General features: G+C 34.2%; 9 protein-coding genes. 5 read left to right on the plus strand and 4 right to left on the minus strand.

What is annotated here, in order from left to right; genetic code table 11:
• Window positions 1-3,778: choice-of-anchor L domain-containing protein (locus ACRBBL_RS20205; protein ID WP_431370896.1), on the minus strand; the 3,778-nt coding region annotated here is incomplete at its 3' end.
• 905 nt (window positions 3,779-4,683) lie between these two features.
• On the opposite strand from ACRBBL_RS20205, the gene ACRBBL_RS20210 reads away from it, so the two are divergent.
• Entirely contained in the window at window positions 4,684-6,510 is a 1,827-nt protein-coding gene (locus ACRBBL_RS20210) for a hypothetical protein (protein ID WP_431370897.1), read from the plus strand.
• Between the two features lie 35 nt (window positions 6,511-6,545).
• On the opposite strand, the gene ACRBBL_RS20215 is transcribed toward ACRBBL_RS20210, so the two are convergent.
• Both ACRBBL_RS20215 and ACRBBL_RS20220 read right to left on the minus strand, forming a co-directional pair.
• The gene (locus ACRBBL_RS20215) at window positions 6,546-7,301 is read right to left on the minus strand and encodes a tetratricopeptide repeat protein (RefSeq protein WP_431370898.1); all 756 of its coding nucleotides are present in this window, start codon (window positions 7,299-7,301) and stop codon (window positions 6,546-6,548) included.
• The gene (locus tag ACRBBL_RS20220; RefSeq protein WP_431370899.1) at window positions 7,301-7,846 is read right to left on the minus strand and encodes an RNA polymerase sigma factor; all 546 of its coding nucleotides are present in this window, start codon (window positions 7,844-7,846) and stop codon (window positions 7,301-7,303) included. Before ACRBBL_RS20220 ends, ACRBBL_RS20215 begins: the two co-directional genes overlap by 1 nt.
• Window positions 7,847-7,962: 116 nt before the next feature.
• Here ACRBBL_RS20220 and ACRBBL_RS20225 point away from each other — a divergent pair, with 116 nt between their 5' ends.
• From ACRBBL_RS20225 to ACRBBL_RS20240, 4 genes are read left to right on the plus strand one after another with little or no spacing between them, the layout of a single operon-like run.
• Entirely contained in the window at window positions 7,963-9,360 is a 1,398-nt protein-coding gene (locus tag ACRBBL_RS20225) for a DUF4412 domain-containing protein (protein WP_431370900.1), read from the plus strand.
• 15 nt (window positions 9,361-9,375) lie between these two features.
• Window positions 9,376-11,268, plus strand: coding sequence for a T9SS type A sorting domain-containing protein (locus tag ACRBBL_RS20230; protein ID WP_431370901.1), 1,893 nt, complete (start codon window positions 9,376-9,378; stop codon window positions 11,266-11,268).
• Window positions 11,269-11,275: 7 nt separating this feature from the next.
• Entirely contained in the window at window positions 11,276-11,863 is a 588-nt protein-coding gene (locus ACRBBL_RS20235; RefSeq protein WP_431370902.1) for a hypothetical protein, read from the plus strand.
• 43 nt (window positions 11,864-11,906) lie between these two features.
• Window positions 11,907-14,738: a CHAT domain-containing protein gene (locus ACRBBL_RS20240; protein ID WP_431370903.1), complete on the plus strand. Its 2,832-nt coding sequence runs from the start codon at window positions 11,907-11,909 to the stop codon at window positions 14,736-14,738.
• A gap of 7 nt (window positions 14,739-14,745) precedes the next feature.
• Here the strand turns inward: ACRBBL_RS20240 and ACRBBL_RS20245 are convergent, their stop codons facing one another.
• Window positions 14,746-16,320: a T9SS type A sorting domain-containing protein gene (locus tag ACRBBL_RS20245; protein ID WP_431370904.1), complete on the minus strand. Its 1,575-nt coding sequence runs from the start codon at window positions 16,318-16,320 to the stop codon at window positions 14,746-14,748.
• Window positions 16,321-16,486: the final 166 nt, after the last annotated feature.

Raw genomic sequence — 16,486 nt, forward strand, 5'->3', positions numbered from 1 at the left:
TCTCAGGTGAATCATGAACGATAAGCACTAACGGCACAACATTGAAACAACCATTTTCTACACGTACATAAATCGTTTGATTGTATGGATTGATGTTGCTATATGTATCTGGTAATGGACTTACTCCATTTTCAGCATTTTCAGAAGTTTCATGATAGCTAACTGTCACACCAGAAACAGCTCCACCAGTAACCTGACTTTCTGTACTTCTAATATCAAATATTCCAAAACCGTCATTATCTGTATCACAGTATTCTAGAGGTGTAAGCGAATTTGCGTTAGGTGTTTCATTTATTGTAACTGTAAAGTTTGTTGTTGCAAAACATCCAGTTATATTATTTTCTACACGTGCATAAATTGTCTGTGGATTGCTAATGTTTGTATATGGAATAGCAAGCTCGTTTGTGTCACTATCAGCATCAGCTTGACTGACATAATACTTTATTGCCATGCCAGTTTGAGTTCCGACAATTTCATCATTTTTAACACTTAAATCAATAGGGAAAAAGCCATCAAAAGGCGTCTCATCACATAGTTGTAATGGAGTAGGCATAATGGCAACAGGATTTTCATTGATGATTAACTCAAAATCCATATCAGTACTAACACATCCTGTAATTGTATTTTCTGCACGAACAAAGATCGTTCTAGAAAATGTAGTGTAAGGACTTGTAATTGCTCCCGTATTTGCAATTGCTTCAGCTTGAGATTCGTGATATGTGACTGTAACATTGGCTTGACCGTTAATTGCCTCTGCGTCTTTTGTTGTAAGATCGAACGTGAATTGATTTGCGATGTCACTACACGCAATATAGTCCGTAATTGTATTTTGATCTGGTAATGGATTTACAGTAAGTGTAATATGTTCTCCAAAACCTAAACAAGCATTGATATCATCACTGTCTACACGAACTACAATGGTTTGAACGTTTGGTGAAGCATCATTTCTATGATTACTTATATCTGCAATGGCATTTAATTCAGCCAAAGCATCAGCAATATTTTCATAGTAAGTGATTGTTAAGTTTTGACCTGCAGGAAATAAGGCTGTGATTTGCGCATTAGCATCACTGAAATCAAATGTAGTAATACCATTTCTGTAATCATTATCAACTAAATCAGTATCACATAATTCATAAGAAAGTTGAAATGTACTTGGAATTTGAGTTGTAGCAACTTCTAAGTTTATCTCTCCAATTCTAGAACATCCGTTTACAGTTTCAACCCTAACGAAAACTTGACCATTATTAGCACTGTTATATACTGTTGGATCTGCAATAGCATTTGTATTTGCTGTAGCATCTACTAAATTTGTATAATATGTAAATGTTTCATTGGCTGAATCTGCAGATAATAGCACATTGGCTTCTGTAAGATTGAAATTAGTAAATCCGTCTGTATCATCATCACATTGACGTAGCGAGACAGGAGTTGTAATTACTGGTAACGGATTTACAACAACGTTGATTTCTATTGTGTCAAAACAATTTGGATTGTCTACATTTTCAATTCGCGCTATAATTTGATTTCCTCCAGCCGTTGTGTTTACGTAGTTTGTAGGCAAGATATTCATGGAATCGTTTGCATCAGCTTGATTTGCATAATACGAAACATTAAACTGCATCATATCTTGAACTCCTAACACTTGTATATCAAGCGTAGAAAAATTGAATGTTGTAAAACCATTGGTATCATCTCCATCGGTTGCATCATCACATAGTTCATAATTTGCTACAATATTAGCAGTTGGCTGATCGAATACATCAATGTCAAAAGAAGTTGTATCAAAACAATCATTTGCGGTGTTGTTTTCAATTCGAACATAAATTGTTTCTAGTCCATAAGCTATTTGATTTGTGTATGGAAATGTAAGTGGCGCATTGTTTGCATCTGCATCCGCTTGAGAAGTGTGATAACTGATTGTAAAATTGGCAGCAGTTTGTGTTCCCAATATTGATCCGTTTAGTGTTGTAAAATCAAAATTCCAAAAACCATCATTATCATCATCGCATTGCAGAATATTATCTGGGTTAGCTGCAATCATTGGTAGTTGATTTACTACTGTATTAAATGTTATTGTACTGAAACAATCAGGATTATCTACATTTTCAATTCGTGCTACAACTGGATTTCCTCCAGCAGTAGTGTTTGTGTATGAAGTTGCTAATGGATTCATATCACCATCTGCATCTGTTTGATTGGCATGATATGTTATATTGAATTGAGCAGCAGTTTGCGTTCCTAAAACTTGATTATCAATCGTATTTAAATCAAAAACAACAAAACCATTTGTAGCATCTCCATCTGTATCATCATCACATAATTCATAATTTGCAACAGCATTAGCAGTCGGTTGATCAAACACATCAATAATAAAACTTGTAGTAACAAAACAATTGCTTGCCGTAGCATTTTCAAGTCGAACAAAAATAGTTTCTTGTGTATATGCTATTTGATTTGTGTATGGATTAGCAAGAGGAGCTGTATTTGTATCAGCATCTGCCTGAGAAGCGTGATAACTTACATTAAAATCTGCGTCGCTTTGTGTTCCTAAGATCGTTGCATCTAGCACTGTAAAATCAAAATTCCACAATCCGTCATTATCATCATCACATTGCAAGATATCAGCTGGTGTAGCTGCTATTGCTGGGTTTTCGGCAAATTCTATAGTAATTTCATCATTAATGTCACAACCTCCAGGAATTATCACTTCTACACTATATAATCCAGCATCCGTAACAGAAAGTGTTGTTCCAGTCTCACCTGTAAGTTCTACAGCATCTTTGAACCATTTATAAGTAGCCGTAGGTTCAGTTACCATAGGATCTAGTACAATTGTTTCACCTGTACATCCAGCAGTTTGAGTTGCAAGTACTCTGTCTGCTCCTAAGCTTCCTCCAATATTAAAACTTCCTGCTTCTATAAATATTCCAGAATCAAAACTTGCGTCTGTGTTTTCAGCGATTACTAATTTTATTGTGTATGTAGCGTTTGGAGTTACGTCTGATTCTGCTGTAAGCACAACTGTTTGTCCGTTAAAATCGGTAGCACCTGTACCACTTAAAACTGCATCGAAAAATTCAGGTAATGCAACACTCCCTAATTGTCCTGCACCACATGTTGTTAGATTATGAATATTGGTTATACTAACAGGAATATTGGTTCCGGGAACTAACGCAATATTCTGCCCGCCTAAATCTACACTGATATCAGGAGTTGCAGGATCTGCATCATGATTATAGTTATTAGTTGTTGGAATACCCGGACCGCTTAAAATAAAAGCAAATCCATCTGCAAAAGAGCAAGGAAAATTCTGTGTATATTCTTCTGAAGCTAGAAGATATCGAAAGCTTAGTCGATCTGTTGTAGGTGTAAATTCAAACTCTATAACCGTAGCATTAAATGTTTGACCAACTGGTATTTGAAGTAGTGCTGCAATATCTGCATCTCCAGTCCAAGCTGTTCCTCCAAGGCTTAAATCACTATCATTTGGACCAGGAATTTGATTGATATCACTTGTTGTTAGTACGACTCCTTCTTCGAAAGGAAAATTAGATGTTCCTCTATTAAAATATCCATAACTTCTAAAAGTATTTCCGCCTACTTCACTATTATTAGGAGTCATTACATTTGTTGCGTTTGCACACGTGCTGTTTATCAAAACATCATTAACTAACTCATCTAAGGTATTTGTGGTAGTGTTTACGGTAATTTGAGCAGATGCAATATGTAATGTAAATAGTAATAGTATACTTAAAAAAGTAGATAATTTTCTCATAGCGTGAGTGAATTAGGCATTATTAACAAGGGGAAAGATTAAGATTTAATCTTATGTTATGTTATATATAACAACTCAAACTCACAACGCCCTACTTTCATCAAGAAAATCAATTAATTTTAGAAACTAAAGAATTCATACTTCTAAGTTTTTCTGAATTCTTCTAAAATTCTTGTACTAAGAAAATCATTTTCAAACAAAAGAAGCCATTTCTAAAGTATTTGAAATGGCTTCCGTGATATTCAACTAACTAAGAAAAATCAACTTAGTTATTTACAAAACAATTTAAAATATAATTTCCCTACCTCTGTAATGCATAATGTGTTTGAAAACTCGTAATATACTCACAGTAAAAACCTTAATTATTATGAATTTCAACCGAAAAGATGAATGATTAAACAAATTAAGATGAACTCTATACTGTATCGTGCACATTCCATATTAAAGTTAACGACATTCTTTCCTGTCAAAACTACTTTAAAGAAAGACACTTTTAATTCATAAAATCCACTTTAACAATAAAATTTGTAAGTTTTTTACTTAAAATTTATAAAATAATAAGACCTAACTTTATGTAATATTTAGACTACTAATCGTCTTTTTTTAACGAAGAAAAATTTTAACCTATGAAATGGCTACTTATATACATTACAAATAGAAAAAGGGTTTAGCGGATATTTTCTGTTTTCATGTTAATATCCGCGTATTAAAATCATACACAACACACAAAATTTCAACAAAAAAACAATGTTATGAAACCAAATTTCAAATACCTACACAGTTGGTAAACATTTCATCATAATGTTTTTTATCAGTGGCAGTTTCCCTTTTTACTAATGATTGTATTAAATAAAGCGTTTTCCGAAAAGCTTAAAAAGAGTAGGAATTATTTTTAATACCAAATCATGAAAAAAAGTTTAAAAAAGTACTTGGCACTATGTACCATGATATTAGTGACCATACTTGCCTGCCAAAAAGAAGATCAAACACCAGAAGAATCTTCATCTGCTACTGAAACTATACAAAAAGCCGAGAGCGTAAACTCCGAACGTATAGAAAGAGCACTCTCAGAATATAAAGGAAGAAGAACAGAAGGGAATTTTATTGGTCAAATTATTGATGAAGCAAATCAGCCAATAGTGGGTGCTACCGTAAGTTTAGGTGGACAACAACAAGTAACTGATCAAAATGGAATTGTTGTTTTTCTCGGAGCCGTTGTTCACGAAAATTTTGCCTACGCACAAGCATCCGCCAATGGGTATTCTAACGGATCGAGAGTAATGGTGCCTACCGGACAAAACTCATTTACCATCAAACTTTTTAGTTTAGAAAATTCGCAACGAATAGATTCTTCTGGAGGAGAAGTTGCCATTAGAACCGATACTGATGGTGAAGTAATGATCTATTTTAATGATGGATTTGTTGATGAAAATGGAAATCCATATTCAGGAGACGTATATGTAACGGCAAACTACCTCAATCCTTTATCAGAAGATACAGCAAACTCAATGCCAGGAGAACTGTACGGGCTTGACGCAAACTATCAAGAAGTAGCATTAGGTTCATACGGCATGCTAAATGTAGAACTTCAAGGAAGCAGCGGCGAAAAATTACAAATTACAAATCCTGCGCGAATAGAAATGCCTATTCACCCTAGTCAACTAGCAACTGCTGCAAATCAAGTGCCTATGTGGTCTTTTAATGAAGAAACTGGTGTTTGGTTTGAAGAAACTATGGCCTACCGAAATGGTAATGTGTATGAAACTGAAGTAAATCACTTCTCTTTTTGGAATTGTGATGCACCTTTCCCAGTAGTAAACTTCGATGCTACTGTAGTTGATGCCGGAACACTCCTACCTATATCTGGTTTAAAAGTGACTATTACATACGGTAGTTTTTCACGTTTTGCAACAACAAATGCTAGTGGGAACGTAAGCGGAAAAGTTCCGAGTGGACAAGTAATGACTATAACAATAACCGATCAGTGTGGAACAATACTGTACACAAATACTTCATTTGGCCCGTTTACAGGCACAACTTCTGTTACAATTCCTGTTACCTTAGCAACGGCACCTATTACTGTTTCAGGAACCTTGTTAGATTGTAGTTCACTTCCAGTAACCAATGGATATGTAGCTTACAAAAATACTACAGGACAATTATTAGGGACATCGATAGTTACAGCAGGAATACATGGTTATACAGGTGTGGCATGTTCTATTCCTGTAAATATTATTGTAGATGGTGTTGATAATACTACTGGACAAGCCGCTCCTACAACAACGGTAACAGCAAATCCAACTGCTACAGCAAATCTAATTGCTTGTGGCGGATTGCCTTCAGAATACATCCGATATAGTGTAAATGCAGGACCTATACAATATGAAATCATAAATCCTGGTGGTGGCATACAAGCACCTACTTTTCTTAATGTACATGCATCATCTCCTAGTGGACAAACGTATATTTTTGGAAATACGATAGCACTTGGTACGTATCCTTTTGATACAAACATGTCGGGACCGCCCGCATTGGCTATGGAAGTACTTGGAGATATTAATGGTATAGATCCTAATGGAACAGTTGGTATTCCTGGAGCTATGCAATTTACAATAACTAATATTGGTCCAGTAGGAACCTATATTGATATTACTTTTGTGGGTAATTATAGAGATCGATTTGGAACCACAAGATTCATTAACGGAGATGCACACATCCTTCGAGATTATTAATTGAATCTAAACATTATTGAAAAGCGGGATTTCTTTTAAAGATTTCCCGTTTTTTTGGATTGAAGTTTTTCTAAAATCATCTCAATTTCTTCTTTTTTGTAGGTAGGATTTAATTGTTGAAGTGTTTGAAGATGCTTTTCAGCAGATGCAACATTTTTTTTCTTAATCTCAATCAAAGCTGCATACCAAAGTGATTCTATTTGATAATCGAAGTTTTCTTTTGTCAGATTGTTCAATTCTTGCAAAGCCAAATCATATTTCTCCTGATTCATCAATGACATCGCATAATAAAATTGAATACTTGAGTTATTATCTGAAGCTAACAAATTTTTAAAAGCGGTTGCTGCTTTTAAGTAATTGCCACTTTCATACGCTTTAAATGCCTCAAATTGCGCATCTTGTGTAGTTGTACCACGTGTTATAGGCAAATAGGTATTTGGACATACTTCAAAATACGATTCAAATACACCTCCATCTGATGAAAATTGATTGATCGCGAAAAATGCACCAACAATAAAAATGGCAGCAATTGCAATACGACCCAACATCCCGAAATTAAACTTTTTCGCTTCATGAGTTGTTGTTTCAGAAGTATCTATTGCATCTAATTCTTGGAAACGTTTTTTTAAAGCTTTATCATTAGATAGTTTAAATGCAGCTGTCATCTCTTGATGTGTTTCATAGAGTTCTTGCAACTCAACATCTGTTTTTAGAAGCTCTTCTGCGCGTACTTTATCTGCTTCCGATAAGCGATTGGCTATATAATTTTGTATGAACTCTTCCTTATTCATTATACTTTTTTAAACAAAGTCTTTAAACGTTTTAAACATCTCGATTTATGACTTCTTACGGTGTTCCCGTCTTTATATTCTGTTAGTTGAACAATCTCTTCTACGGTTAAATTCCTATAGTAAAACAGTTCTAAAACTTTCCTGCAACTCTCAGAAATTGTATCCAAATGAGCGCTTAAAGCAATTGAACGTTCCGATGGAGTTGTCTCTTCAATTGTAATTTCTGCATACTCTTTTTCTTCTATTTCAACGTTCAAGGTTTTCTGTGCTTCTTTTAATTTCTTTAAAATTTTAAATTTCCCAATACCAAATAAATATGTTTTTATGGTGCTTGAGGTCAATACCAATCCTGAGTTTACAAAATTATGGTGCATTGCAATAATAGCATCTTGATAAATATCTGTTGCATTGTACGTATCCAAACCATACTTTTTCGCATAATTCAGAAACTCATTTTTATACTGTACATAAATAGTCTCAAGCGCCTCTTTATCATCAGATCGTAACAAATCTTGCAATTCAGCATCTGTACTATTTCTACTCATTAGTGGTTTTTAGAATTAAAATATTAACAATGATATTTAAAAAAATGAAAAAAAAGTGTGTAGCTGTTAATATTAAGCTTGATAAATATACAAAAGGATAAACAAACGTATTTATCATGAAATCAAAATTACACATACTCTTCTTTATCGCCTGTTTGATATCTTTTCAAAGCGCTGATGCACAATTATTTAAAAGATTAAAAAAGAAGGCAAAAGAAAAAGCCAAAAATATTGAAAATAAGGTCATTAATAAGATCGACAAAAAAGTTGAAAAAACAATTGATGATGCTATTGAAGGAAGAGAGAATCCTAACAAGGGTAAACCAACTGCAAAAACCAATAAGGATTTTGGCGATGTTACCATTAATCATTCAAAAAAATATGGAAGTGTTACCATTACGGAAGCTAGTCAAGTAAAAGTAAATAAAACCAATTCCGGATATACAATTAATGGAAATTGGTGGTCGCACGAAGCAGATATTTATGATGGATTTATAGTCACCATCAAAACAGATAAAAATTTAAAACACGATACTGAAGAAGCCAAAAATGCAGGCAGACAGGTTTTTAAAATTCCAGAAGAAGCAACGGTAAAACTTGGATACGATCCGCAATTACCATACAATAAAAAACCAGAAAACGATTTTAAACGTGCCGTTACAGACGATTATCAAAACTATGAAATCTCTAAAGGTGAAATTACGGTTGATGTACTTTCGGACGAAGCCATTCAAATTAGTTTCTCTGGAAAAGTAACACTAAGAGAAGTCACTCGAAAAGCCAATAGCATCGATGATTTCACAGAAACATTTTTTGAAGCTTCTGTAACTGGTGGAATTGACGCTAAAAGTCCAAAATTTACAAACGAACAATCCATCGTTAAAAATAAACAATCAAGCTCAACTCAAAACACACAAATAAATACAAACACTACACAAAGTAGTACTCCAGGCACATATCAATTCACACATGAAGCAGTAACTGAAATTTCTGTTCCAAAACAAGGTCGAAGTTACAAAATGTCATATCTCTTAAATCCAAATGCACCATACATAGGAATTAAAGCAGATATGAGCGAATACTCAGATGCCGAAATGGACGGAGAATCTATCGTAATAATGGACAAAGGAAATGCGCACATTTTTGTAGAAACGGCTGGCATGAAAATGCGCATGTCTAGCGGAATGATGGGACAACAAGGCATGAAAAATCCAACAGATCAAATGGAGAATTATGACTATACAAAGCTTCAAAAAACTGGAAACACAAAAACCATTCTCGGCGCAACTTGTTATGAATATGCAATGTCTGACACCAATGCAAAAATTAACTTTTGGGTCGCGCCAAGTATCAAACTATCCAACTGGTTTATGCAAAACAATGGAGTTTTAGATGGATATATTATGGAATATACGGTTCAGTCAAAAGAAGGAAATATGACAAGTAGAACCATTGCTATTAACGACAACATTAGTAAAACCATCAATCCGAAGGAATATAAAAAAATGTTTTAACTATAAATAATACGAATGAAATTAAAATTACAAATAGTACTCATATATTTATGTTCACTAACACTCAATGCGCAAAATTTAGTTGTGAATGGAAGTGCAGAAATAGAACCATTTACAAGTAATGGTTGGACACAAGTTTCTGGAAACTGGTTAGCTTCAAATGCTAGCTCTCAAATAACTCCTGTCGAAGGAACTAAATTCTTTTATGCAGGAAATACTGCTTTGGGAGAACTGAGTCAAGATATAGATGTTTCTGCCAATAATGTATTAATTGATACAGGACTATACTATTACACATTTAGTGGATACATGCAATCATTTTTTCAAACTCCAGCAGACAGCGGTAAAGCCATTGCAGAATACCGTGATGAAAATGGAAATATCTTAGCCACATTTGATACCGGATTTATAACAAGTACAACTGAATGGTATCGATTTGAAGATACAAGAGTTGCTCCTATAGGAACACGAACTATTCGTGTTAGATTAATATCTCTACGTAATAACGGAACCAGTAATGATGGAGTTTTTGACGATATTCAACTTGTAGAAAGTGCAAATGTAGCAGTTCCTGATATGAATTTCGAACAAGCATTAGTAAATCAAAATATTGATTCTGACGGAATTGTAAATGGGTTTGTATTACGGTCGGATGTGATAAACATTACCTATTTAGATGTAAATAGCAGTAACATTTCTGATCTTACAGGTATTGAAGCATTTACATCACTAGAAACATTATTTGTATTTAATAATAATCTAACGACAGTTGATCTAAATCAAAATAATGCTTTAGAAGCTTTACTAATTGCATTCAATCAACTCACTAGTATCGATGTTTCAAACAATACAAATTTGATATCTATAAGCTTAAATAATAATTCGATCTCAGACATAGATCTTTCATCAAATATAAACTTAACACAAGTATATATTGAAAATAATAACCTTACAACACTCGATGTAAGCACACTAACCAATCTTGAAGAACTAACCATTCCAAATAATATGGTTGAAGAATTAGATTTATCACAAAACACAATGCTAACAAGCGTAATTCTTAATAATAATGCGCTAAAAACATTAGACATAAAAAATGGTGCTAATTCCACAATCAATACGTCAAATTTTATAGTGACTTCAAACCCTGATTTAACTTGTGTTGAAGTTGATGATGTAAATTACAGCAACACTACATGGACTCAAAAAGACGTACAAACCAATTATAGTCTAGACTGTACTCCTGAAAATGATGATTGTAGCAATGCAATTTCTATCACATTGGCACAAGATACTGTTGGTACCACGCAAGGAGCTACAGCAAGCACAAACACACCGAGTTGCCAACAAAATGGCATTGTAATATTTGATGTTTGGTATGAGTTTATTGCACCAGCATCAGGAAGTGTTACCATGACAATAAGCGCAGGAAGTAGCATTTCAAAAGTAGCTTTATATGAATCGTGTACAGATGCAAGTCCTTTACTATGTGCCGAAGGCGAATTACTAGCCGAAAACCTAACACCAAATGCAACGTATTATGTGCAAGTTTGGCTTGAAGTAGATACGATGAATAGAACCAATGATAATCCAGTTCTTAGTAGTACTAATGGAAGTTTTATATTAAATATAGCAGATACAACGACACTTAGCGTAAATGATATTGATGCGGAGACAAACCAAATTCGTATGTTTCCAAATCCTACAAAAAATCAAGTAAACATTAACGCGCCAACAAATTTAGAACATATCACAATCTACGATATGGCTGGAAAATTAATTCTTAAGAATAAAAATGTGCAAAACAATTCACAAATACTAAACTTAGAAAAACTTTCTAGTGGAATGTATATGGTTCAAATTAAAACTGCAAAAACAACAACTCTCAAAAAACTAATAATCAACTAACACAACAATGAAAAATATACAACGTATTGCAATTACAACAGCTATATCATTTTTACTAATAGCTTGTTTTGGAGACAAAAACACCGTCATCGGACAAGAATTAGGAGATACTAATTTTGTAAACACAAGTTTTGCAGGAAACAAAGTAGCATTTTCGGCGCTTCCTAAAAATATGTGTTCGTACATAAAAGAATCAAAAATAAAAGAATTGTATCCCGACGCTAAAAAAATTCTATTTGATGATGGAAAAACATTTGCATCCAAAAATTGTCGTTTTTTAGTCTATACAAGTGATGAAAAATTTGATTACCTAAGCGGAACTATTTTTGCAGCGGAAGATGTTGTAGCCGAAGGAGAAGATTGGAAACAAACTTGGGAACTCAAAAAGAAAATGTCGAAATCGTCATCGTATGTATCTGGTTTAGGGCAAACAGCCATTTGGATTGGCAAAAAAAGAGAACTTTCCGTAAAAATGGATGGTTATATTATTACCATTAATGTTCCCGGATCGCCATTCAAAAAAGAAGAATTAGCCAAAAAAAGAGATTATAAAAACATTGCCATTGAAATTGCTAAGAGTACTGGTCTTTTCTAAAAAGTTGTACTTTTAAGCTAACTATGAATACGATTTAATAAAAATGCATCAACCCAAACCATACATTCTTTCAAGAGTACGCATCTATTTTACACTATGCGTACTCTTTGTTTGTACAGGTTTGAAAGCTGAAAGTTTCAAATTTCAAGAAGCAACTAAGCAAGACACTATCAGCACGCCTAGCATTGCTTTTTTATGGGGGAAATCGAATGCCTTAGTCAATACCAAACAATATGACGAACTGTTAGATTTTTTAGAAATGCATTTAAAGAATGTACAACCTAAAAATGAAAAAGACAGTTTGGATGTTGCTGACTTGTATTACAATCAATATGAAGGGAATTACAATACTAAAAAATACTTAGAAAGCATCAACAGCGCCAACAAAGGAATGCCGTATTGCGGAAAAGCTGCAAGTCCTAGAGGCAAGCATATCAAAGGTGTTTTATATTACAAAAGAGCCTATGCAGAATCGTCCATGAATTTTGCCAAACGTGCACAATTGAGCATGAAAACGGCAATTGATTTTTTATCAGAAGATTATAACACTAGTTTAGATTATTTGGTAGATGCATACGTATTTTTATCAAGTGAAGCTGCCTATCATGGGAACTTGGCAGAAGCAAAACGCAGTATTCGTTTGGCGCATAAAATCTATGACAAACACAAAAAATATCTCGATAAAGCACGCACCAATCGCTATAAAGTAGTCTTAGCGTACAGAGAAGCCTACATGTTATACAAACTCGCTAAAACGACAGAAGATAGTTTGGAAGTTGTAAATGTTATCAACAAATTAGATGAGTTACAAGCGTCACCTAAGTTCAACAAACACGAGCATATTTATTACAGTACGGCTATGAATCATATTGGCGATTGGTATATAAGTCACAAACACGATTCCTTACTCACTCCAAAAGATATGGAAGCAGGTTCGTATTATTTAGATAAATCCATTGATTTTGTTGAAAATAAAAAATATAAAGGCGATTTAATCACGTTTAAATACAACAAATGTAAAGCCTTAACTTTTGCGAACGATTTGCCAAAGGCAGAAAATTTAATTGTTGAATTATTAGATTCTATGGCTACGAATGATTACAGAAGATCGTTCTTTCTAGCCCAAAAAGCACTCATCAAAGCGAAACTCAAACAAAAAGATAGCGCTTTATATATATTTCATCGCGTTATTGAACAAATTCACTCGGACACAACTGCATTAGCCAAAGATTACAGCAATTTTAAACCTAGCAAAACCTATGGAGAAGCACGATTGATTAGAAGAGTTGCTGAAAAATTAGAGAAATTCTACAACGATGATCTTGAGGTAAAAAAGACAATTTCAAACCTTTATCGCATAGCGCTAATTCAATTTGAGAACAGTTATGCTAAAACAAAATTCAATCCAAACCAAAACGAGGTATTACGTCGCATATTTCATGGAACTTTACTCGTTTTGCAAGATACAGCAAACACACAAAACATTTCAGCAAGTAACCTGCTCGGTCGTACGGAAACCATCATGAATCAAATGACGTGGCAACGTTTCTATCAAAATCGATTTACCAACAAATTGCCACAATTAGATTCCTTAAAATTCAGACATCTCAAACTGCGAAGTTTACTCACTGCGGCAAAAAAACAAAACAACATTCGAACTACAGATTCTGTTCAAGAACTCATCAACAAACACTTGATATTTACCAATGAAAAATTCCCAAACTTAGAGTTATTAAGTAGTAAAAAGTTTGACATTGAAACCTTGCAAAAAAAATTACGCGACGATGAACTAGTTATAAAATATTTTATTCTCGATAAAAATATTGCCATTTTCTCTATCACTTCCGTAGATGTTACTTGGGAACTCCGTTCGTGGACCGAAAATGAAATTGCCTTAGGAGAAACATTAATCAATAGCATTCGAGATAGAAAGTACGATGCAAAAACGGCGACGCTTTTAGGACAAAAATTGTTACCTATGATCGATTCAAAATTCAAAAAAATCATCGTCAATCCTGATGGTGAATTGTATCGAATTCCGTTTGAAATTTTACAAAAACAAAACAAATTCCTCACTCAAAATTACGAAATACGCTATACATCTAGCTTGCGATTTATCCATTTAGAAAATGATACGAAAGAAACTAAAGGACTCTTAGCAATTTATGCGCCTAATTACCCTGAAACTGAAAACGCGTTAGCTACAAGAAGTGATGCTTCTTTCTTAAAAGGTGCAAAAAAAGAAGCAGAAATTATTAGCAAACTCTTTCCTTCAGAAACCTATATTGGCGACAACATTTCTAAAAAATATTTCTTAGAAACTGCGCCAAAAGCAGGAATATTGCACTTAGCTATGCATGCTGAAATCAACGACAAAGAACCTGGATTGAGTCGATTATTATTCAACAAAAACAAGCAAACCGACGACGATTTGTATTTGGAAGAACTCTACGCTTTACAACTACAAGCCGATTTGGCTGTACTCAGTGCTTGCAATACTGGCTTGGGAAAAGAAAGTGCTGGCAGAAACCTAGAATCTTTTCAACGTGCATTTACATTCTCTGGCGTTCCTGCCACAGTTGTGAGTCTTTGGGAAGTGCCCGATCAATCTACTAGTGAAATTATGGAGAGTTTCTACTCCAACTTAAAAGCTGGAAACACAAAATCGGAAGCACTTCAAAAAGCCAAACTCAACTATTTAAAAAAACACAAAGGAACCAAATTAGAGCAACCATATTATTGGACAGGTTTTATTTTATATGGTGACGAAAGTTCAATTAGCATTGCTCCTTCTTCTAATACAGTTTGGTATGTGCTCATTGTTGTTTTGATGATTTTATTAGTCTTAGTTTTTAGAAAGAAAGTCAAAAGTTAATTCATAATTATTCACGTATAATTTTCTTCACATAGTCTCCATTTTTTGTGTGAAGCTTCAAAAAGTAAATTCCAGATTCTTGTTGTGATAAATCAATTATACGACTGAATGTTCCGTGTATTTTTTGTTCGTTATCAATGATTTTTATAAGTCGTCCCGTAATATCATAAAGCACTATTGAAATACTTTCTGTTTCCAATGTATTAAAAGTAAGATGTATAAAATCTTTTGTTGGATTTGGATATAAAACCAAATTCAATGTAGGTGTAGTATCTTCTATACTTAAAGTTGCAGGATCAAATTCATAAGCGCCCAAATCTACTGTAGTATTCAATATTCTAGCGTTTGCAAGTATATCTGTCGCGTACGTTCCCGTATTATCTCCAACATCAATACATGGAGAAGAATTTTGCAATTGTAAACCATCATCAGCAGTCATCCAAACTCCATCTACACCAGCGCCAGAAGCAATATCTAAAAACAACGGATTTATATCAATATTTCCTGTTCCAGCTCCAGAAATTACATGCGGTCCACTTTGTCCTGTAAGATCTATATCTGAATAGGTTGCCAAGACTTGTGCCCCAGTTCCTCTTACATAAAACTGCGGCGAACTCCCTGTTGCTGTATTATTCCAAACAATACAATTTTGTAAGGTTACTGTACATGCTCCTGAAGAGGTTCCACCATTACCTGGATCTAAATTATCGGCTATAAAAGCACCGCCATATCCGTTCATGGCCATATTGTTTATAAATGCACAATTGATCAGTACTGGATGACAATTTCCTCCATCGCCACCCCAAGCATACATGGCACCAACATTTGTAGCGGATGTATTTTCATAAAAAATAGTATTGATCACTGTGGGACTTCCCGTTCCTCCTCCAACGGCATACGTGTCCATTCCTCCTGCTTCAATTAACGCGTGATTTTGTGTAAACACACAATTAATATACGTTGGTAGCGTATTGCCGCCTCCGTATGCATTATTAAAAGCGCCTGCGCCCCATGAAGCTGTATTTCCTCTAAACAAGCAATTTCGAACTGTTGGATGACAATTTCCACCAACATTAAATCCATGGTTGTACATTCCGCCACCTAATCCATTCCCATTATTTGTAGGACTTCTATCATCATTTCCTCCTTCTATAATAAAACCATCAATAACCGCAGTATTGTCCAACTGTTGATTGTACACAACTTTATAACTATTATCTGCGATACCTACAGCTCCAAGTTCGCCACTTAAGATACTTGTTAAACCATTCGTCAAATCTCTTTGTGACAAAAGTGTTTCTGTACCATCAAAACTTCCATAAATAGTCATACCATTTCGCATACTAAATGAAATATTTCGGTTCGTTGTTGTCGTTGTAAAATAAGTTCCTGCTGCAACCCAAACCTCATCTCCCGCACTTGATGCATCAATAGCAATTTGTAATGAAGTTCCAGGATATGCATTTGCCCAACTTGAGCCATCAAAAGTGCCCGCTCCAGAAGGAGTTACATATCTAATTGCTGCTTGTGCTTCAATTGCTACGGTTAATAATAGCGTTACTAAAAAAATAGTCTTTTTCATAAATAGTTATATTTAAAATTCACAACTACACAAACATATTACTAACCGTGACTTTGAATGTCCTGTATTATTGAAACTAAAGGAATTGGGACTCAAATGGGTGTTTTTCCCAAAAGAATATGAACAATACACTTATAGATTTTGAGTTGCTGGTTGCTGGTTGCTG

This window comes from Kordia sp., assembly GCF_050633145.1.
In the GTDB taxonomy this organism is placed as follows: domain Bacteria; phylum Bacteroidota; class Bacteroidia; order Flavobacteriales; family Flavobacteriaceae; genus Kordia.